This is a genomic window from Thalassospira sp. MCCC 1A01428, assembly GCF_002115825.1.
GTDB lineage: Bacteria > Pseudomonadota > Alphaproteobacteria > Rhodospirillales > Thalassospiraceae > Thalassospira.
The window spans coordinates 1-20,515 of the sequence record NZ_JFJZ01000058.1 but is presented as its reverse complement, the minus strand read 5'-3'; the positions used below and the strand labels follow the sequence as shown (position 1 = coordinate 20,515).

18 protein-coding genes are annotated in these 20,515 nt (G+C 53.0%); 14 read left to right on the top strand and 4 right to left on the bottom strand.

Annotated features, from left to right (window positions below):
- From THS27_RS23640 to THS27_RS23625, 4 genes are all read left to right on the top strand, one after another.
- The coding region (locus THS27_RS23640) for an IS66 family transposase (protein WP_139835723.1) at positions 1-1,071 on the top strand (1,071 nt) is incomplete at its 5' end.
- A 628-nt stretch (positions 1,072-1,699) separates the two neighbouring features.
- Entirely contained in the window at positions 1,700-2,986 is a 1,287-nt protein-coding gene (locus THS27_RS23635) for a tyrosine-type recombinase/integrase (protein ID WP_085595096.1), read from the top strand.
- Between the two features lie 17 nt (positions 2,987-3,003).
- On the top strand, positions 3,004-4,548 hold the full coding sequence (locus tag THS27_RS23630; protein WP_085595094.1) for a site-specific integrase: 1,545 nt from the start codon (positions 3,004-3,006) through the stop codon (positions 4,546-4,548).
- Positions 4,541-6,688 carry a hypothetical protein gene (locus tag THS27_RS23625; protein WP_085595092.1) on the top strand — a complete coding sequence of 716 codons (2,148 nt, stop codon included), beginning with the start codon at positions 4,541-4,543 and terminating at the stop codon, positions 6,686-6,688. Before THS27_RS23630 ends, THS27_RS23625 begins: the two co-directional genes overlap by 8 nt.
- A 183-nt stretch (positions 6,689-6,871) precedes the next feature.
- Here THS27_RS23625 and THS27_RS23620 read toward each other — a convergent pair whose 3' ends face one another.
- Positions 6,872-7,303, bottom strand: coding sequence for a helix-turn-helix domain-containing protein (locus THS27_RS23620; RefSeq protein WP_062957282.1), 432 nt, complete (start codon positions 7,301-7,303; stop codon positions 6,872-6,874).
- A 350-nt stretch (positions 7,304-7,653) separates the two neighbouring features.
- Here THS27_RS23620 and THS27_RS23615 point away from each other — a divergent pair, with 350 nt between their 5' ends.
- The 9 genes from THS27_RS23615 (at position 7,654) to THS27_RS23570 (ending at position 15,257) form a co-directional block, all read left to right on the top strand.
- Positions 7,654-8,082, top strand: coding sequence for a disulfide bond formation protein B (locus tag THS27_RS23615; protein WP_062956591.1), 429 nt, complete (start codon positions 7,654-7,656; stop codon positions 8,080-8,082).
- On the top strand, positions 8,079-8,726 hold the full coding sequence (locus tag THS27_RS23610; protein ID WP_062956590.1) for a thioredoxin domain-containing protein: 648 nt from the start codon (positions 8,079-8,081) through the stop codon (positions 8,724-8,726). The genes THS27_RS23615 and THS27_RS23610 overlap by 4 nt, the downstream gene beginning before the upstream one ends.
- On the top strand, positions 8,723-9,325 hold the full coding sequence (locus THS27_RS23605; RefSeq protein WP_062956589.1) for an SCO family protein: 603 nt from the start codon (positions 8,723-8,725) through the stop codon (positions 9,323-9,325). The genes THS27_RS23610 and THS27_RS23605 overlap by 4 nt, the downstream gene beginning before the upstream one ends.
- Positions 9,326-9,333: 8 nt before the next feature.
- Complete coding sequence (locus tag THS27_RS23600) at positions 9,334-9,801, top strand: copper chaperone PCu(A)C (protein ID WP_062957281.1); 468 nt, start codon at positions 9,334-9,336, stop codon at positions 9,799-9,801.
- Positions 9,798-11,147 carry a M23 family metallopeptidase gene (locus THS27_RS23595; RefSeq protein WP_062956588.1) on the top strand — a complete coding sequence of 450 codons (1,350 nt, stop codon included), beginning with the start codon at positions 9,798-9,800 and terminating at the stop codon, positions 11,145-11,147. The genes THS27_RS23600 and THS27_RS23595 overlap by 4 nt, the downstream gene beginning before the upstream one ends.
- A 4-nt stretch (positions 11,148-11,151) precedes the next feature.
- The gene (lspA, locus tag THS27_RS23590) at positions 11,152-11,670 is read left to right on the top strand and encodes a signal peptidase II (RefSeq protein WP_158586145.1); all 519 of its coding nucleotides are present in this window, start codon (positions 11,152-11,154) and stop codon (positions 11,668-11,670) included.
- A gap of 97 nt (positions 11,671-11,767) precedes the next feature.
- A complete protein-coding gene (locus THS27_RS23585) occupies positions 11,768-12,331 on the top strand; it encodes an SCO family protein (protein WP_231959657.1) in 564 nt (187 codons plus the stop codon).
- Between the two features lie 916 nt (positions 12,332-13,247).
- On the top strand, positions 13,248-14,168 hold the full coding sequence (locus tag THS27_RS23575) for a cation diffusion facilitator family transporter (protein WP_003463565.1): 921 nt from the start codon (positions 13,248-13,250) through the stop codon (positions 14,166-14,168).
- A 60-nt stretch (positions 14,169-14,228) separates the two neighbouring features.
- A complete protein-coding gene (locus THS27_RS23570) occupies positions 14,229-15,257 on the top strand; it encodes an IS30-like element ISShes10 family transposase (RefSeq protein WP_011711660.1) in 1,029 nt (342 codons plus the stop codon).
- A 242-nt stretch (positions 15,258-15,499) separates the two neighbouring features.
- On the opposite strand, the gene THS27_RS23565 is transcribed toward THS27_RS23570, so the two are convergent.
- From THS27_RS23565 to THS27_RS23555, 3 genes are all read right to left on the bottom strand, one after another.
- Positions 15,500-15,961 (bottom strand): isoprenylcysteine carboxylmethyltransferase family protein, encoded by a 462-nt coding sequence (locus tag THS27_RS23565; protein ID WP_041013797.1) that lies wholly within the window; start codon positions 15,959-15,961, stop codon positions 15,500-15,502.
- Between the two features lie 4 nt (positions 15,962-15,965).
- Complete coding sequence (locus THS27_RS23560) at positions 15,966-16,463, bottom strand: thioredoxin domain-containing protein (RefSeq protein WP_256376834.1); 498 nt, start codon at positions 16,461-16,463, stop codon at positions 15,966-15,968.
- A 196-nt stretch (positions 16,464-16,659) separates the two neighbouring features.
- Entirely contained in the window at positions 16,660-17,220 is a 561-nt protein-coding gene (locus tag THS27_RS23555; protein ID WP_085595088.1) for a recombinase family protein, read from the bottom strand.
- 134 nt (positions 17,221-17,354) lie between these two features.
- Here THS27_RS23555 and THS27_RS23550 point away from each other — a divergent pair, with 134 nt between their 5' ends.
- Complete coding sequence (locus THS27_RS23550; protein ID WP_085595086.1) at positions 17,355-20,330, top strand: Tn3 family transposase; 2,976 nt, start codon at positions 17,355-17,357, stop codon at positions 20,328-20,330.
- Positions 20,331-20,515: the final 185 nt, after the last annotated feature.

Below are 20,515 nucleotides of genomic sequence, written 5' to 3'. Positions count from 1 at the left end.
AGCCGTGAGGGGACGCTTACCCTTCTGGCGACGATCCTGTTCGAAAAGTTCGGGCAGCATTTGCCGCTGAACCGGCAGAGCGAGCGCTATGGCCGCGAGGGGATCGACCTGTCGGTCTCGACCCTCGCCGACCAGGTCGGTGCCGCGACGGTCGCCCTCGCACCGCTCCATGCCCTGATCGAGGCGCATGTTCTGGCCGCCGAGCGCCTTCACGGCGACGACACCACGGTGCCGATCCTCGCCAGAGGCAAGACGATCACCGGCCACATCTGGGCTTACGTCCGCGACGACCGGCCGTTCGGCGGGAGGGCGCCTCCAGCCGCGCTCTACTATGCTTCGCGCGATCGGCGGCAGGAGCACCCCGAGCGCCATCTGCGCGGCTTCGCCGGCATTCTCCAGGCCGACGCCTACAGCGGGTACAACACGCTCTACGATCCGTCGCGCGCCGAGGGCGCGGTCACGCCGGCGCTGTGCTGGGCGCACGCGCGGCGTCCGTTCTTCGAACTCGCCGACATCGCCGCGCGGGTCCGGCGCGACGGCCGAGCGCCGGTCATCTCGCCGGTCGCGCTGCAGGCCGTCCGGCGCATCGACGCGCTGTTCGACATCGAGCGCACCATCAACGGCCTCGACGCGGCGGAGCGACTGCGGGTGCGACAGGAGGTGAGCGCGCCGCTCGTATCAGACCTCGAGGCGTGGCTACGGGAGGAACGCGCCCGCCTGTCGCGATCGGCCGCCGTCGCCAAACCGATGGATTACATGCTGAAGCGCTGGGACCGCTTCGCCGGCTTCCTCAAGGACGGCAGGATCTGCCTCAGCAACAACGCGGCCGAGCGGGCGCTCCGGGGCTTTGCCCTCGGCCGCAAGGCGTGGCTCTTCGCCGGCTCCGAGCGCGGCGCCGACCGCGCTGCCGCCATGGCAACGCTGATCGCTACAGCCAAGCTCAACGACGTCGACCCGCAGGCCTGGCTCGCCGACGTCCTGGCGCGCATCGCCGCCATGCCCCAGGGCCAGCTCCCCGAACTACTGCCGTGGAACTGGAAAACGCCGGTGTCCTCCAGCGAAACCGCCTGAGCCATAGCCGCGATCCGCCGTGCCTGCGGCCCTCACCGGATGCTTACGGGCATTCGGGCCATAAGATCGATGCAGTCGCCTTGGAAGATCGAGTTGCGGGAAGAGATGTCGTGCTGCATTGGAAACTCCTGTCGTTGAGCGTTTTCGTGACGCTGACAGGGCGGGCCGAAACAGCCGCGTTAGCATGGTCCACACGGGAGGCAGCGCGGAACGGAGCGGGCAGGCCATTGCAGAAGTGGCGCGGGCCGCCAGAAGCCGTCTTCAAGAAAACGCGTCGGCAGGCGGCAATCCGCACCGAAGTTCGCGATGCAATGAGCCTGACCGGTCTGCACGCGATCTGGACGAATAGCGTTCTGGCAGGGTCGGACAACATGGACCGATCGCGCCTATGTGCCTATGAACGGCTGCGACAACGGCCAAGCCCGACGAGCATGTCGTTGACGAGCGCCCGGAGGTCATCGGCGGGTATGGGCGGCTAGAAAACTCCCGTTGGCGATACGAGGAATGTCGCCCCGGACCTTTTCACGTAGCATGTCGCCGACCAGCTGCAGCTGTCGCTCTCATTTTCCATAAGATATATTATAACGTGTCAGTCTAATTTCAGGTGTGTTGCGTTGAGCGCGTTCAAATGGCGTTTTTATTGGTTGCAATAAACTTTCTGTCGTATTTACAAATCGTTATGACAGTTCAACACATTCGTTCTCCAAACTTACCTACCGATTTCAATTCTATCGTCGTCACGGATACGCGCGGTCTCCCTCGTTACTGGCCAACCGTGTGGGAGGCATTGCATGGAAACGCACTGCGGAAAAGCACCCTCTCAGGCAAGTTTTCAGCGATCGATCGACTTTATCGCTTTGTCGCGGATTTAATGGATGAAGACTGCCTAGATAGCTTGCTTTTCGAAAGCAAGTACTCGGAAATTGAGAGCTGTCTCGAAGCATATTTCATATCGCTTCGTAATGATGCCGGTCGTGGAAACAAATCCAACTATAATCGGAACTGGAAAACAGCTTTCGAATTTGTCCGCGAGATCTTAATCCGAAATCAAGTTCAAAATCAAAACTCTGACATTTCCTTTAACCATCTCAATCAGAGAATTAAACGAATTGAACGCCTTTATGCGAGCCTGAATGTAAAACGACGCCCTCGCAGGCGGCCTGTACGCGCCCTACCCGCTAGTGTCATCGAGGATCTGTATGAAATTGCGGACCCGCTATCGAAGCGAAATCCATTTCGATCTGAATCTCATCGTTGGCGCAATTATTCTCTGTTCCTGTTGTATCTACATCAGGGTATTCGCCGCTCAGAAGCACTCGTGCTCCCTGTTGATGCGATTAAACAGGATTGGGACGAGACAATTGCCAATCACAGATACTGGATTAATGTTACTGACAATGAATACGAGATTGAGGATCCAAGATTCTTAACCCCTGGAATCAAAACTGACCTCTCACATCGCCAAATACCGCTATCTCGTTCGCTCTCCCAGCTCATTCAATTTTACTTGGACAATTATAGAGGGCGCCAACCCCACAGTTTCATGTTCGCATCGAACCGGAAGCAACCTCTATCAGTTCCAAGTATAAATGTGATTTTTGACCGGTTTTCGGCTGTTTTGGCGAACACCGCTAAACGCGATTTGTATTCCCGCCAAGGCGTAGAAAAAGTGACGCCGCATGATTGCCGTCATACGTGCGCGGTTTTCCGACTTCGTCAGTTTGTCGATTATGGGTTGGAGATGGAAATTGCTCTGCAAAACCTAAGAGTATTTTTTGGATGGTCAAAAAATTCAGACATGCCTCGCCATTACGCGAGAGCGTTTTTTGAAGATCGGTTGAATTCGGTTTGGAACTCACAGTTTGACGAGCGCGTGACGATGCTCCGTCAGTTATCTTCGGCAACATCGTACTGATTATCGGAAGCATATTCATGACTAGCCAAATGAGCTTTGGATTTGATTGGGATACTTTGGTTCGCGAACACATCCGAAAACTTCCCAACCTTCCATCACATATTCGTTATGTGGACGAATACGATGAAGACTGGCGAGCTATCGAAAAACCTTATGAAAGCGACATCTGGCAGGTAAATTTTGACACTGCAAGAGTGAACATGAACTTCGCCAATTTCCAGGATCTGGACGTACGTTACTTGTTGAAACATTTCATGTTCTGGTTACTTGGGCGCAATGCTCCAGGATACGCAGCAAGATGTTTTGGAGCTCTTCTGGTTATCAAGGAGATCCAGTCTGAGATTTGGTTTCTCAAGGCAATTGATATGCCGGTTGAGGAATGGAAACTACATTGGGATTGCTCGTGGCGTAACGGTTCTACAGAGGTGAGTGTTCTAACCATAAAGCTACTATTAAACTTCTTTTGCGAGTTATCCATCGGCCATTTTTGCACAGATAAACAGGATTTTATCCGCTTCCTCCCTGTCGATTACCTGATTGGCTCCAACGGAGTTCTAAGCGGAGAAGCAATTCTAACTACGACAGAAGAGACAGCGATTATCTATTTTCTCGATGAAATGGCGACCAAAAGCAAAAAGTTAAACGATGCAGAACTACTAAAGGCAAGCTTGCTATGTATCAGCTACCAACATGGTCTTCGACCGGTGCAGATCTGCCGATTAAACTTAGCTGAGTTTAAGATTTTCGAGGACGTCGACGGACAAAAAATTGCCCATTTCCAAGCTCATCGAGCGAAGAAACGTAATCCCGAAGATAGATTTGCGTTTCGTAGAAGAGTGAAGAGAGAATGGTCGCCTATTTTGGTTGAGTATCTAACTCGACGAAAGCATGCTCCGGTCTGGAAACAGTCGGAGAAAGCAAAAAATACTAAGTTGTTTCCAGTTGAACGGTCTGCAATCATTGCTCTTATTGGCGATGCTACAGAAGAAATCACCGGCGTTAGACGTACAGCGACATCCCTCCGACACACTGCGGCCCAACGATTGGTAGACAGTGGAGCTAATGCGGAAGAAGTGGCGGAATTTCTTGGCCACTCTCATACTAACACCTCTCTCATTTATTTTGAGGCTTCACCAACTCAAGCTGAGAAACTTAACCAAGCGCTTGCGGTATCTCCAATTTACAGTGCGATTTCTGAAGTTGCTAAAACCAAGACCATCGATAAGCAGAAGCTGCTCAGGATGCCTGCTGATCAACAAGTGGGAGGAGTTCCCCACGGGATTCCTATTTCTGGCATTGGTGCTTGCGGCATAGGCCAGTCAATGTGTGCAAAGCACCCTGCTCTCTCTTGCTACACTTGCCCCAAGTTTCTACCAGTTAGCGAGCACTCTGTGCATTCGACAGTGCTTGATAATCTTCGGCAAGTGGTCAGATTCTTTTTTGACGCATCTCAAGGTGACAATCAGTCACCTGCTTTTGTTCAGCTCAAAACAACATTGGAAGCGATAAAGCAAATAATTGTCGATATTCCCAGCGAAGAAGTAGGTTCTGAACATGAATAAATTTTTCTCAACATTTGTCGCACTTGGGAAACATCATGCAGAACAAAAAGGTATCAAGTGGGGGGTGGCAGGCGACGAAACTGGGATGATACCCAAGCATGAGGCATGGAACCTTACTGCAATTGCAGGTGCTACTCCACCTCCTGTGCATTGGTTGCGAGATCTAGGGTACGACGATAATACGGTTAAGGTATTTAGTCAGATTGAAGGATATGTATCTGGAAAGGTGCCTTTGAGCCAAAGTTGGCAAGACTTGATCAAAGCTGCAGCGATACAGCAGTTATGCGTTCAAAGAAACACGCCTGCACATGTCGCAGGACAGATAGTACGGCCACTTCGAGTTTTGGGTACTTGTACTTTGATTACCTCCGGGGCGGAACCTTGGGCAATATCAGTAGAGGATGTAAGAACTGCCTGCGATATAGCTGACCGAGTTCAAAAATCTGGAAAACTGAGAGAACTAATCATCAGCAACATCAGATTGATATTTGATGCGCAACAGCTTTGTGATCGTGGTCCCTTCTATCATCTCTTTAGCAGTCGAAAAGAGTTGAGAGCGAACCAGCCTAGACCGGAAGTTCGAAAGACACTGTCAGAAAGAAGAAACGGCCGCAAGTTACCGGAAAGCCGGGCATTATGGGAGTTAGTGAGAATTGTCTTTACGGAGAAACCAAAAACTTTCTCCGATTTTATTAGATTTTCTCAATTAAAGGTTCTTTTGTTGTGCGGTTTGCGTATTGGGGAAGTGTCCTCTATTCCTGCAGACTGGAAGAGAACCATAGACCACGTCGATTTCGACAGCCGGCCAGCCGGAGAATGTGGGGGCATTTCACGAACATTGATGTTGAGACATTTTGCCGAAAAGCAAACTGGTAGAGAACAGCACAGCGTGCTGTTGCATGAGGCGGTTCAACATATTCCAACAATGTTTGAGAAGATATTGGAAGAGACGCTCGACGAGGTTGTGCGTGTCACAAAACCTCTTCGGGAACGGTTAAAACTTCAGACTTTAACCGGCAGAGTCTTTCCCGATTTAGATGCTAACTCGATATTGCCAGCTTACGAGCTCTACACAAGGTTGACAGGAAATCCGCAAATTCGAGTATCAGCTATTCCAGAGCATTTAATTCAAAAATACAGCGGCACCTTCAATCCAAGTGTGCTCAGAGAGATAGCACACAAACAAGTTTGTTCGGGAGACGCATTCATAAACGCTGTCTATCTTTACTGGATAAGAAAAGCCAAAGAAGGATGGCCGAAGTTAAAGCCTGGTGATTTGGCAGAGGTCAAGGAGATTGAGGCCCTAGTAAGGAAGACAATGCCAACCAAAGCATCTGATACGGAACCTATCAAGCTGGCTGATGGCCGTTCAATTCAGGCGCATGAGTTCCTGTTTCTTAACCCAAAGCGTGCACTGGCGGAAACGCGGAATGACGGTATTTGTGATGTAAACCTGTATTTTTCTGTGGGGAGAGTTACATCGGAAGACGTTGCGAAACACCTAGCACCAAGCAAACATGGAATTTTTGCTCGTTACGGCGAAACAGAAGAAGATCGTCAGCTAGGCTTGAAAAGTCATTCACTTCGCCATCTTCAAAACACTGAACTCTTCCGGCTTGGAATTTCCGATGCAATCATTACCAAGCGCTTCAATCGCAAAAGTGTTGCCCAAAGCTATGAGTATGACCATCGAACTTTAGCTGAAGAGCTTTCTGCGATTGATCTTCCACCAGAAGCACAAGAGCTTCCGGAAAGATCCAAAACGGTCTTTGCTATGATTCAGTCGGGAAAAGTCTCGGGACCGATTGTGGGGACATTCAGAAAAATCCAAAAAGAGCGTGGAGACCAAGCGGCTTTCGATTTTCTTAGTGCTGAAGCGGACGGCTTTCATGCAACGCCTTATGGTTATTGCGTTAACAGCTTCACCGTAGACCCCTGCCCTAAACACCTACAATGCTTCAATGGCTGCAGCCATTTGGTGGCGACAGATAACTGTAGAGGATTGCACTTATCGGCGGCCAAACTCGCACTCATCGCGCATTTCTGGTTCAGATTAAGTGATTTTATCACGTGTGCCAAAGCCACTTTATCTGCGAACGAGATCAGATTAATAACCGCCAGATCGAAATCATCGCCGTGAAATCACATTATGTGCCACTGACGATTAGACCGGAAAACGCTCCTATTACTGACACCTAACCTCGCTAATGAAAACGAATGTCATATCACACCAATCAATAAGGGAATAGCTGCAGAACTTCTTACAGCCTGTATCAATCAATAGCGACATCGCAAAGAGTGATTTTGCAAGGAATTGTCATGGTCAAACTTTAGGTATGTCATGATTCTTGGCTTCGCACAGAGTATGATCGCCAAGCGTCTCTATCACTCGGCAATTTGCAATCCGCCCTCCTTTGCATTGCTCCACCATACGCTCAAGCTCGCGTCGAAGCGCCTGAAGTCGTTTTAGACGCCGATCAACATCCTCCAACTGTTTTTTTGCTATCGCATCCGCTGCCTCGCACGAGTATTCGGGATTGTCAGCAAGGCTTATCAAATCCCGAATGGTTTGCAATGGGAAGCCAAGCTCTCGCGCATGACGAATGAAACTAAGCCGTCTGATTGCTTCTTCGTCATACAGTCGTTGATTGCCTCCGGATCGGGATGGAGATGGCAAAAGGCCAATCTGCTCGTAATACCGAATTGTTTGCACCTTGCAACCGACGGCTTCAGCCGCGCGGCCGATTGTGAGCAAGTTCATCATTCTTATTTTCTCCTTGAACCTATAGCTACTAGAGATAGTACCTTTCGTGAGAATTGGGAATGTATCAAAGAGTTTTGAGACAATCATATCTGCCAGCTGCGATGATAACGAACCAAAATTCTAGGGTGCGTCAGAAGGTTTCCGCGACGCTATTGGAAATGTTGCCGTTTTGTTAGCAGCCAGCGGCGTCTTTGTTACAGGCACCGCATGGCCGGACTTGGTCGTCGCTGGCGTAACGACCAGGATTTTCCTTTGGTCAGCGTTGCAGATTATTACGCAGGCAGTTCGCGAAAGCCGATATTCCGTTGAAACTGATTCTGCCGACTAGGACAAATGATCAGATGCCTACCGTGCAAACACAAAAAAACGCTCTCTATATGGCTTGGTTAGTCGCGCTTGTATCTACTCTTGTCGCGCTATTCCTTGGCGAGATCATGGGACGGACACCGTGTGTTCTGTGCTGGTACCAGCGCATCGCAATGTTTCCCCTCACCATTATACTAGGTATTGCTGCCTACCTGTCTGACAACGCAGTTCGCCGTTATGCATTGCCGATAGCAGTGATTGGAGGCCTTGTAGCTCTGTGGCACAGTCTTTTGTTTTTGGGAATTATACCTGAGACGGTGCAACCCTGTTCACGAGGAGGACCGTCCTGTACCGGAAATGAGCAGACCTTGTTCGGAGCTTTGCCGTTACCGTTTCTTTCGGTCGCTGCCTTTGCCGCAATTATTCTTTTGCTCACCATTCCATTCAGAAAGGCCTCGACATGAACCGCCGAACCTTTGTAGCAGGTACTGCCGTCGTCGCTCTTGGTGCTTTTGCCGTCGGCGCGATGTTTTATCAACCTGTCAGTGACAACCTGTCGCCCCCTTTACCTTCGGACGCAAACAGCGCGCCACTTGTGCGACCGCACGCTCCTATGCTGGGCCCTGATGACGCGCCAGTTACCATTGTCGAATTTTTTGACCCTGCCTGCGAAGCGTGCCGGGCATTTTATCCCGTCGTCAAGGAAATCATGTCGACGTATCCTGACAAGGTGCGCCTGATACTTCGATATGCGGCGTTTCACCCAACATCGGAGGAAGCCGTTCGTATTCTTGAAGCCGCTCGGTTGCAGGGTAAATTTGAACCGGTTCTTGAACGCCTCATGGAAACTCAACCTCGATGGGCGCCCCATGGAAGACCTGCGGATAGCGCGTGGACAGTTCTGGATGGCACAGGTCTTGATATCCCAAAAGCAAAATCGGATGCGAAAATGCCCGATATTGTGGGAACGATGAACATGGATGCGATGGATGTCAGCGCAGTCGGCGTGAACAAGACGCCAACATTCTTCGTGAACGGGAAGCCGCTGACAGAGTTCGGTGCTCAACAACTGAATGATTTGGTCAAGGCAGAGGTGGAAAAAAATTGAAAACTGTACGCCTTACCCTTTGGGGAGCTGTCGTCGTTGCATCGGCAGCCTTTCTCTGGCTGTACACATCGCAGGGTAGCAATCAACGTTTTGTGAGTGAGTTATCGCAAAACACGGACACACTTCGTCCGGAATTTTCGCTAACCGATCACCAGGGAAATGCCGTCACGGAGCAAACTTATCGTGGCAAATGGCTTCTGGTTTTTTTCGGGTTTACCAACTGCCCGGATATCTGTCCGACGACACTTGGTGAACTTGCACAATTGATGGACCTGCTTGGCCCGGACGCCCAAAAGACCCAACCGTTGTTTATTTCAATTGATCCTGAACGAGACCGGGTAGAAACAATGGCAGAATACGTCTCTGCTTTTCATCCGTCCATCGTGGGGTTAACCGGGACCGAGACTGAAGTCACGGCGACGGCTAAATCTTTCAAGGCTTTTTTCGAGAAGCTGCCACAGGAAACTGCTCCGGATGGCTACACCATGGGTCACACTTCCGCAGTATATTTGATTTCGCCAGAAGGTGTATTTGTCCGTACTTACAGCTACGGAACGTCTCCGGAAAAAATTGCAGCAGACGTCCAACAGAGATTATGAGGTTCACTATGTCTCGAGTTTTATTCAACACTCTTTCGTCATTGTTATTCCTTCTGTTTGCATTTCCGGCGACTGCTGAGTCTGTTAGGGGTGGAGATCTGGTTGTTGAAGCACCTTGGGCCCGCGCTTCTATTGGTACATCTCGCCCATCAGCTGCTTATATCACGATCAGAAACGAAGGATCATCAGCCGACGTATTGACCGGCATTGAAACCGAAATTTCCAGCATGCCGGAAGTTCATGAGATAAAGACCAATGATAACGTTTCCACAATGTCGCCAGCTGGTCCGGTGGAAATACCCGCGAAGGATGCTGTTAAACTGGCTCCTGGAGGGTTGCATATAATGCTCATTGGGTTGCAAAGAGCGTTGGTAGAAGGTGAACGGTTTCCAATGACCTTGATTTTCGAGAAGGCAGGCCGGGTAAACGTGTCGGTTCCAATCTACAGTCTGGGTGCTTCAGGGCCTGAGGAATGATGCCTACTCAAGTATATGGTCTAACCGGTTTTGGAGTTATGGGGATCACGGCAATCATAATGCTTTTGGAGTGGCCTTTTTCCCGAAACCCGGACATCAAAGAACAGAATGTGTCGGCATCCGCCGCAGCGTTCCTTGATACTGATCATGCCCAGCGGGAAGATACAAGTCCAGAACAGACATCCATCCGGCAAGAGGCGACCAAAATGACCATACCTCTGGTTCTGGCCCCCGGGGATACGCTGCTGGGCGTGCTGACCGAAGCCGGCATTCCCACTAGCGAAGCATATGCGGCTATAAACAGGCTGAAGGGATTGATTGACCTCCGTACGCTAAAGGTGGGGCAAAGACTGGATTTGATTGTCAGTATAGTCTCCGAAAAAGCGAAAGAACGCCGCCTCGAAAATTTGACTCTGCTACCCGAGACAGATCGTCTGATTTTTGTCCAGCGCACCAGTTCCAATAGTTTTGATGCACAAACCCAACAAATCAAACATTCCGCCAGATTGATATCTGTTTCAGGCGTGGTGGATACCAGTCTTTACGAAGCAGTACGCAAACAAGAAGTACCACAGTCTATTCTGTTGCAATTATATGATGTTATGGGGCTGGCCGTCGATTTTCAACGCGATATTCGCGAAGGTGATCGCTTCGCGCTGGGCTATGAAAGATTTGATGATGGCGATTATGAGCAAGCTCATCCCGGGAAGCTAAGTTACGTCTCTGTTACCCTCGCCGACCGTAAACTGAGCTACTTCCGATATAAAACCAGAGAAGGCTTTACCGGCTTCTTCGATGCTAAAGGTAACAGCGTTCAAACGAACCTGATAAAGACCCCGGTTGATGGTGGACAACTTTCATCGCTGTTTGGCCAGCGAGAACATCCTGTGCTCGGTTACACACGGATGCACAAAGGTCTAGACTTTGCTGCCCCGCGGGGGACGCCGGTGCTCGCAGCAGGAGATGGTATTGTTACCCAGCTGAAACGCAAAGGAAGTTTTGGGAAATATATCAGTATCCGGCATGATAACAGATACTCCACAGCTTACGCTCATCTCAGCAAGTACAAGGACAACGTTGAGCAGGGGCGCCGTGTTCGGCAAGGCGAAGTCATAGGATATGTCGGCGCAACCGGCCTGGTCAGCGGTCCTAACTTGCACTACGAGGTTATGCAAGACGGTAAGCAGGTAAATCCGATGACCGTTGAGCTATCCTCACGACAGATACTGACAGATGACGAGCTTGCACGGTTCCGGCGGACCGCTAAACGATTGTTGCAGGATCTGAAAATCAAAGCTCCGAAAAATACAGCACAGGATGAGTCCTATATCCTGGAAGAGGGATGAGGCAATGGATAAGAACCGCAAATATCCGTTGCAGTTGCCTGTATTCGTCTTTTCCTTGGCGGGAGCCGCCTTTTTATCGGTAGTGGATCTGACGATAAAGTGGGCCGTAGAGACGATCATCATGGATCCGCCGCACCGTATTCCTCTCCTGCCCTTCTTCGATCTCGTCCTCGTCTTCAACCGAGGTGTCAGTTTCGGTCTTCTTGATGACCTTGGTCGTTGGGGCCCCATCGTTCTATCTGGCCTGGCGATTGGAATCGTCGGTGTCCTGATTATTTGGCTCTGGCGGGCGCAACGGATGAACGAGATCATCGGCATCACTTTGATCATTGGCGGCGCCATAGGGAATCTCATAGACCGTCTCTATGACGATGCAGTGACAGACTTTCTTAATCTTTACGTTGGTCAATACCATTGGCCCGTTTTCAATAGCGCAGATGTTTTCATTACGATCGGGGCATTGTGCTTGCTCTTACCCGACCTTGGAAAAAGAACGGATGTTGCACGTAAAAACTCCAGTTAGGCTGGAAAACAGAACCCATTTTAACGCCATATTAGAGGAGTAAACGATGCCTGTCTCAAGGCGTAAGATGGTTTGGACTGCTGCTGGAGCGGTCAGCATGCTCGTAGCAACTTTGCTGACGGGATGGTGGCGGGTGGATGGACCAGCTGCCCCTCAGCGTCAAACACGCATCAGCGCTTTGCCTCTTCCCTTTTCTGAGATGGATTTTCAACTGACAGACCATTCCGGCAGGAAAGTCGGCCCGGAAGATTGGATCGGTAGCCCCACACTCGTGTTTTTCGGGTTCACATATTGCCCCGATATTTGCCCGACGACCTTATCCGACATAACTCGCTGGCTCGAACAACTCGGAGAGGATGCCTCGCGGTTGCATGCGGTTTTCATCACGGTCGATCCTCAACGAGATACCGTTCAGGCAATGGCCGAATATGTTCGTAATTTCCATCCCTCCATCAAAGGTTATACCGGTCCTCTTGATGAAATCGATAAAGCGGCAAGGGCTTTTCGGGCCAAATACGAACGAGTTCCAACAGAAAACGGCTATACGATGAATCATACCGCAGGTGTTTTCGTCTATGACGCCGATGGAATTTTCGCTGGCGTTATCGATTTTCACGAGTCAAGGGACATAGCCGTTCCCAAAATCAGACAGGTACTGTGACTGTGACGAAGTGATATGGACGCCCGAACGGTTTGCCAGAAAGAACCGTTTCCAGATCAGAAGAATAGCAACGCCCTAACCATTATCAATGTCTCCGGCAGTCACTCCAATTTAGAGTCTGATTTCGCGGAGATGATAGCGATCTGGCAGCAACTGTCTTATCTCATTTGCTGATGGTATGAGTTTGGCTTTGGCAATGAAAATCGATGTGAGCCGGACAAATGGATAAGGTTGTGTTTCGCTATCTATCGTTACAATCCTTAACATCCAAGTCAGACCGGAACAACAACGAGTAGCGAAAGATTGCGGTTTCAAATTGGCGCTCCCAGGAATTAATAAAGGGAGAAGGATGATGGATAGTATCTGGCTGGTCCTCGGTCTAGCGCTATTTCCCGCCTTGGGGAACTTTAGTGGTGGTCTTGCCGCGGAGGTATCTCGAGTCACAGGACGCCATCTCAACTACGCTCTTCATGGGGCCGCTGGCCTTGTAATTGCTGTAGTGGCTGTTGAAATCATGCCACGTGCACTAGATAACCTTTCAGGCTGGGTAATAGCCGTTGCTTTTGCATTGGGTGGTATGGTATCGCCTACACAGGTATCGAGAAGTTCGTGGAGTCTCTCTACACGCGACGAGGCAAGCAGGAAGACAACAGTCAGACAAGTGTCTGGATGATCTATATCGCAGTGTCCATTGACCTGTTCAGTGATGGTCTTCTGATCGGAGCAGGGTCGGCCAGTTATCGGCAGGTTTATAACGATAACGCACGAACTCGCTCGAGGGTGGTCGCGTTTTTTGTCAGTGTGGTTTGGAAGGCCAGATGGTATAGGCACTAGTATTGCCTAATTAGCTATTATGGGCGGTCGTTTGGTTTTCCTACCCTTGTCTTACTTTATTTTTTAGGAGCGGTAAAAACCAATGGCCCACGAACATAACCATAACACCGAAGCCATAGGCGATAAGCGTTTAATCGCTGCCATTGGCGTTAATGCTGCGTTAACTCTGGCACAAGTTGTTGGAGGAATACTTTCTGGCAGCTTATCGCTTATAGCTGACGCGCTACATAATTTGAGCGATGCCGCATCACTGGTTATTGCGCTAATCGCGCGTAAGATCGGTCGCAGGCCGCCGGATGCTTTTAAAACCTTCGGCTACCGACGCAGTGAAACCATAGCGGCCTTAATCAACTTGGTCTCGTTGATTATCATCGGTCTCTACCTTATTTACGAGGCTATAGGTCGGTTATATTCCCCTCAGCCTATTGAGGGTTGGACAGTGGTCGTGGTGGCGGGAATAGCCTTGATTGTAGATATCGCCACGGCCTTGCTCACCTACACAATGTCTAAGGACAGCATGAATATAAAGGCGGCATTCCTGCATAATGTATCGGATGCACTAGCCTCCGTCGGCGTTGTTGTCGCCGGGACATTGATTCTTCTGTACGGCTGGTACTGGACGGATACTGTAGTGACATTGATGATTGCTGGTTACGTGCTCTGGCAGGGCTTTAGCATGCTGCCTAAAACCATTCACTTGTTGATGGAGGGCGCACCAGAAGGAGTTTCCATCGCCGATATAATCAACGTCATGGAGCAAGTAGACGATGTTGAGAGTGTTCACCACGTACATGTTTGGGAAATCGCGGAACATACAATTGCATTGGAAGCCCACGTTGTCATAAAGAAGGCTAGTCTGCCTGATATCGAACGAGTGAAGACCGATTTAAAACGAGTACTCCATGAGCAATTCAAAGTCAGCCACTCGACACTTGAAATGGAGCTAGACGGCAGTGTTTGTATCGACACCAGGCAGGCCGACAATCATCGCAGCGAAGCATAAGCCTGGGCGGCCGCAAAAACTGAGTGCAACACCTGACCTTTCCGGTACGGTGCTGCCACTATGTCCTATCACGAACTCAGTATCCCCGAACGTGCGACCCTTCAACTCGGCCTTGCCCAAGGTTTCAGCCAGCGGCGAATTGCCCGGATGCTCGGCCGCTCCCCCTCGACCATCAGCCGGGAGCTGCGCCGCAACCGGGCCCCTGGCACCCGCTACCAGGCCTGTGCTGCCCAGCAGCAGATGCAGGTCCGCCGCCAGGTCTGCAGGCCTCAGTGCAAGCTGCTGCCGGGCAGTGAGCGCTTCGAGCTGGTCGTCCATATGCTGCGTGAGGGTTTGTCTCCCGAGCAGATTGCCGGCAAGCTGCGCAGCATGAACATACCCAGCCTCAGAGAGGCCTACGTCTGCCGCGAGACGATCTATAACGCGATCTACGCCCTGCCGGTCGGTGGCCTGCGCAAGGAGCTGATCATCTGCCTGCGCCAGGGCAAGACGAGTCGCAGGCCGCGCTCTGGCGGCGTCGATCGGCGCGGCCAGATCCCTGAAATGCTCAGCATCCACGTGCGCCCGCCGGAGGTCGAAGACCGGCTGATGCCAGGCCATTGGGAGGGCGACCTGATCAAGGGCAAGGCCAATGCCTCGGCGGTGGGCACCTTGGTGGAGCGTACCAGCGGCTACCTGATGCTGATCAAGATGGCCGACGCGACGGCGACCTCGGCGCTGGAGGGCTTCAGTGCGGCGCTCAATGGCATGCCGCTGGCGGTGCGCAAGAGCATGACCTACGACCAGGGCCGGGAGATGGCGCGGCACGCCGAGATCACCCAGCGGACCGGGGTGGCGATCTACTTCTGCGACCCGCACAGCCCCTGGCAACGCGGCAGCAATGAGAACATCAATGGACTGATCCGCCAGTACCTGCCCAAGGGCACGGACTTGTCGGTGCATAGTCAGGAAGCCCTGGACGCCATCGCTTTGCAACTGAATATGCGACCGCGCAAACGCTTCGACTTCAAATGCCCGATCGAGGTGATGGGCGAAGTGATGCAAGAAGCCGTGGTGATGCGGCATGATGCTCCCGCTTCAATTCAATAACCGTGTTGCACTCAGATCCTGCAACCGCCCTGCTTTGCTTTTACCGCTGTCACCTGACAGTTAGCTCGATATCAACGGAGCGAATTCGCGTGCGTCACTCGTTGGCGCTATGCCCTTGACCTTAGAAATGCTAACGGCATGTGGCCAAAGTAGCTCGCCACGAGGAGATCAGGCTAGGTCGTGGCACCTTCAGCAGGCTGCCGCGACGAGTAAGCCCCGCCAGTCGCTACCGCCGCCGACGCTCAGAGCCAGCGGCGGACTCGTGCACGGTAGCGGGCGAATGATTCGCCGAACAGTGCTTCCAGCGCCCACTCTTCGGGTGTGATCTGGAAACGGTTCATGTACAGCACGAAAGCAACCACGCCAAGCAGGGTTAGAGGCGAAGCCAAGACCAGCGCCCAAGCCGCCAGGATAATGGCAAAGCCTAAGTACATGGGGTTGCGGCTGTACCGGTAGATGCCAGCCTCCACTAATGCCGAAGCCTGCTGCGGCTGCAATGGATTAACCGTAGTACGCGCGCGGCGAAACGACAGGACGCCGGCGAGGCACACGCCGAGCCCCAGGAGCAGTACCGGCAAAGCGAAGGTCAGGCGCGCGGTCCATGCCAGTTCGAAACCCGGCAATTTGGTTCCCGACAAACCCATCAGCACAGCGATCAGGCCTGCCACGAGCAGCGGTGGCACGCGGTTTTCCAGCGCGCTCATAGTGTCATTCCCGTGCCTTGGCCACTTCGCTGCTCACCAACTGGCGCAGCGGCTCCGGGCCAAACTCGCTGAGCGCACGACCATTGACAAAAAAAGTCGGCGTGCCACGAACCCCAACGGCCTTAACGTCCTGCATGTCCGTTTCCAGCACGGCGTTGACGCCAGGCGTATGCATGTCCTGGCGGGCCTGTTCCAAGTTCAAACCGACGCGCTCTGCAGCAGCCCATGCCTGCGTTACCTTGGGGTCGTCGTGCCAACCGGGTTGGGCCTCCAGCACAGCCTCCAGCACTTTTTCATGGAGATTTTGCTTACGCGCCGCCTCAAGCATCCGCGCCACTTCTTCCGAACCCTGATGGAACAGTACATAGCGCAGCACTAGACGTACATCTTCCGGGTTCTCGGCGAGGATCTGCTTCATATAGGGGTGGAAGGCGCGGCATGCCTCGCACGAAGGATCGAAGAATTCGACGATGGTCACTGGAGCCTGCGCCGGACCGAACACTGGTGAGTGGAAGCGAACCAATTGGCCGCCGTTCTGTTTGGGTTGTGTCCCGGTCTCTTGGGCGGTCGAACCGGGAGCCTGGGCCTGTTGAGGCGACTGCGAGGGGGAATAGAAGAATGCGGCGGCAGCAGGGGTCACTGCATAAAAGTGACATTATTGTCCGGTTCGTAAGAACTTTAGAGGAACATCTACGTCTTCAGCCGGTTTTTTGGTCTCTGAGAGCGTTGTAGAGGCTGGTTTTGCTAATTTTGAGGCGGGCTGCGGCCTCGCGGACGGTCAATCCATCGCTGATATGGGCCCTGGCCTGCTCCAGCTTTTTAGGCGTGACGACAGGCTTTCGCCCCCCTTTTCTGCCGCGTGTTGCGGCGGCCTTTAGTCCGGCCTGTGTGCGCTCGATAATGAGGTCACGTTCGAACTGGGCGAGCGCGCCGAACAGATGGAACACCAACGTGCCGCCGGTGGTTGTTGTATCCACGCCTTCGGTCAGCGATCTGAAGCCAACGCCACGGTCTCCGAGATTTGTCACCGTTTCCACCAGGTGCTTCATGGATCGGCCCAGGCGGTCGAGTTTCCAGACGACAAGCGTGTCGCCCTTGCGCAGGAAAGCCATTGCTTCATTCAAGCCCGGGCGGTCTGCTTTGGCACCGGAAATGACATCTTCAAACACGGTTTCGCAGCCCGCGGCTTTGAGCGCATCCACCTGTGGTTCCAGCTTTTGTTCTGTGGTCGAAACCCGCGTATATCCAATCAGTGCCATGAAGATAGCCTTGTCCGTTTTCCCGTCCTTCAATCAACTTGTCCGCCTTCCCGCTGTCAAGCCATATTGGCGGACGGAACAGGAGGTTCCGCCAAACGAGCGTTTCACGGACATGCATGTGAGAAGGATATTTCATGGCACGGCGACAACTATTGACGGAAGGTTTTTGGTCTCGACTGATGGTACCGCCCTCGGAGGATCGAGAAGTTGCGATGCATTGTACGCTCACCCCGGATGAGATCGAGGCTGTTGCCAGAAAACGAACCGCTGCTGCCCGTCTGGGCTATGCCGTGTCATTGGCTTATCTGCGTCATCCCGGGCGGGTTCGTGAGGTTGGAGAACAACCCAACGACGTGATGTTGGCCTTTCTCGCAGATCAGGTTGATGCCAGCGCCTCCGATCTGGCGATCTATGATCAGCGCCCGCAGACGCGACGAGAACATATCGGGCAAATCATGGCCCGGTTCGGATACCAGGCTTTCACAAACTCTCTTGTGCGAGAGCTTGTTCATTGGCTGACACCATCTGCAGGAGAAGACCCGCGCGCGGAGCCTTTGGCGATTTCGCTGATCGAAGAACTGAGGCGGCGGCGTATCCTGGTCCCGGCCCGCCGTACCGTTGAACTGATTGTCCGTCACGCGATCCGTCGCGCGGAAAATGTCAGGATTTCTGCTCTGACCCAGGACCTGCATCCGGACCACCACGATGCTCTGCGCGCATTGATTGCGCCCCCTGAATCGGGCGAGGTTTCGACGCTGAGCTGGCTGAAAGCGGCACCCAAGTCAGCGTCCGCCAAGTCCATCAAGGCTGTTCTGGAACGCCTAATGGTGGTTCGAGCGATCGGCCTGCCCACCAGTTTGCGGCAGAACATCTCGGCATCGGCACTCGACAGTCTCGCCGGTGAAGGCTTGCGGATCACGGTGCAAAACCTGAGGCGTATGGCCTTGCCACGGTTGTGGGCGGTTTTGTCGGCTGCCTGCTTTCGGCTTGAAGAACAGCTCACCGATCTTGCACTGGATATGTTCGACAAATTGTTGGGCCGAAGCTTTCGAAAGGCGGAACAGCAAAGTTCCGACAAAGCGTCCCAGCTCCTGATGGATATCATCCGCCCCTTGCAGTCTCTCAGAGTGTTTTGCCGTGAGGCACTGACGGACCGCCTGCAAACCGGCGATCTCAACGGGATGCTCGACACGGCCAATTGGGATGAGATCGAGAGTGCCACATCCGCAATTGAAGCTGCCCTGGGAGGCGGAAAACCCGACAAATACTCCGAGCTCATCGGGAAATATCAGACCGCCCGTCAGTTTGCGCCACTGATAATAAAGGCGTTCTCCTTCAAAGGTGCGGCAAGTGCCGCCAGCCTTCTTCGTGCGGTAGATCTTTTGCGCATCATGTTTGAGGCGAACAAACGCAGCCTGCCCGACAACCCGCCAACCGGGTTCATTCGGAAGGTCTGGCGCCCATTTGTCTTTCCGGCACCGGGGGAGATCAACCGGCGCGCATACGAGCTTTGCGTTTACTTCGAATTGCGCGATCGGCTTCGGGCAGGCGATGTCTGGGTCGAAGGAAGCCGGCAGCGCCGCAACTTCGATGATCGGCTCATTCCCAATGCCACCTTCGAGATTTTGCGTACCGAGGGGTCATTGCCAATCTCCGCTGCGGAGGATGCAGAATCCTATCTTGCAGAGCGACAACAGCAGATTGAGGAGGCGATAACAATTGTCGCGGCCCGGGCCGAAGCTGGGACCCTCCCGGATGCCGCCATTCAGGGTGGCACTCTGAGCATTACCCCGGTCAAAGACGAAACACCCGACGCCGCCACGGCCATGAGCCGTCTGGTTTATGGGCAATTGCCACAGATCAAAATCCCGGACCTGCTGACGGAAGTGAACGCCTGGACCGGATTTACGGAGTGCTTCACCCATTATCGCTCGGGCAGACCGGCGGAAGATCAAAAGGCGCTGTTTGCCGCCGTCCTGGCCGACGGGGTAAATCTGAGCGTATCCCGCATGGCGGCAGCAACCCACAACCTGTCCGCCCGGCAAATCGCGTGGGCGCATGATTGGCATTTGCGAGAAGAGACCTATTCCGCGGCCTTAGCCTGTTTGGTCGACATGCACCGCGAACTCCCGCTGGCCAAGCTCTGGGGGGACGGCGTGACGTCATCCTCAGATGGACAGTTCTTCCGGGCCGGTGGTCGCGGTGAGGCCTCTGCGGATATCAATGCAAAATACGGGCGCACCCCAGGCCTCAAGTTCTACACCCACATCTCCGATCAGTTCAGCCCGTTCCACTCGACGGTCATCACCGCCACTGAAAGCGAAGCGCCCTTCGTTTTGGATGGTCTGCTTCGCCATCAATCGGGTGTCGCAATCGAAGAGCATCATGTGGATACTGGCGGCGCGACGGATCACGTCTTTGCCTTGTGCTATCTCTTGGGGTTCCGCTTTGCGCCGCGTTTGCGAAACTTCAAGGATCGCAAATTGTATCTGCTCCCCGGTATGAAGCCCCCGGCCATCATGACACCCTTCATCGGCGGCACCATCAAAGCAGGTCACATTATTGACAACTGGCCCGAAATCCTCAGGCTGGCGACCTCCATCAAGGCGGGGACCACCACCGCATCGGCGATCCTGAAAAGCCTGTCCGCCTATCCCAGGCAAAACGGACTCGCGAACGCCCTACGCGAACTGGGACGGTTGGAGCGGACCTTGTTTGCCCTGGAATGGATGCGCAGCCTGGAATTGCGGAAAAGAACCAGCGCAAGTCTGGCCAGAGGCGAAGCCCGAAACGCCCTGGCACGCGGGGTCTTCTTCAACCAACTGGGTGAAATGCGCGATCGCAGCTATGAACATCAGATCCACAAAGCATCCGGTCTCAACTTCCTGGTTGCCGCCATCATCCTGTGGAACACCAAATACCTGGAAGCCTCAATCACTGATCTGAGGAAAAACGGCATAGCCATCTCAGACGAAATCATCAAACACATCGCGCCGCTTGGCTGGGCCCATGTCGGACTGACCGGGGATTACCTGTGGAACATGAACCCGCCGCTCAGCCCGGATCGCCTCAGGCCACTGCGGAAGAATGATCTTCGCGATGCCGCATAAGTTCTCCGTTCGTTCGCGCGAACCGGACAATAATGTCACTTTTATGCAGTGACCCCAATATGTGGCTTCAACCCCAGCGTTTCTGCCGGTTCTGGTTAAAAAATATCCGCTTTTTTTTTCGGTCTTATCCCGCCATCTCCGGACGCCATGTGCGTTGCGGCATCCGCCAGTCGATCCCTTCGAGC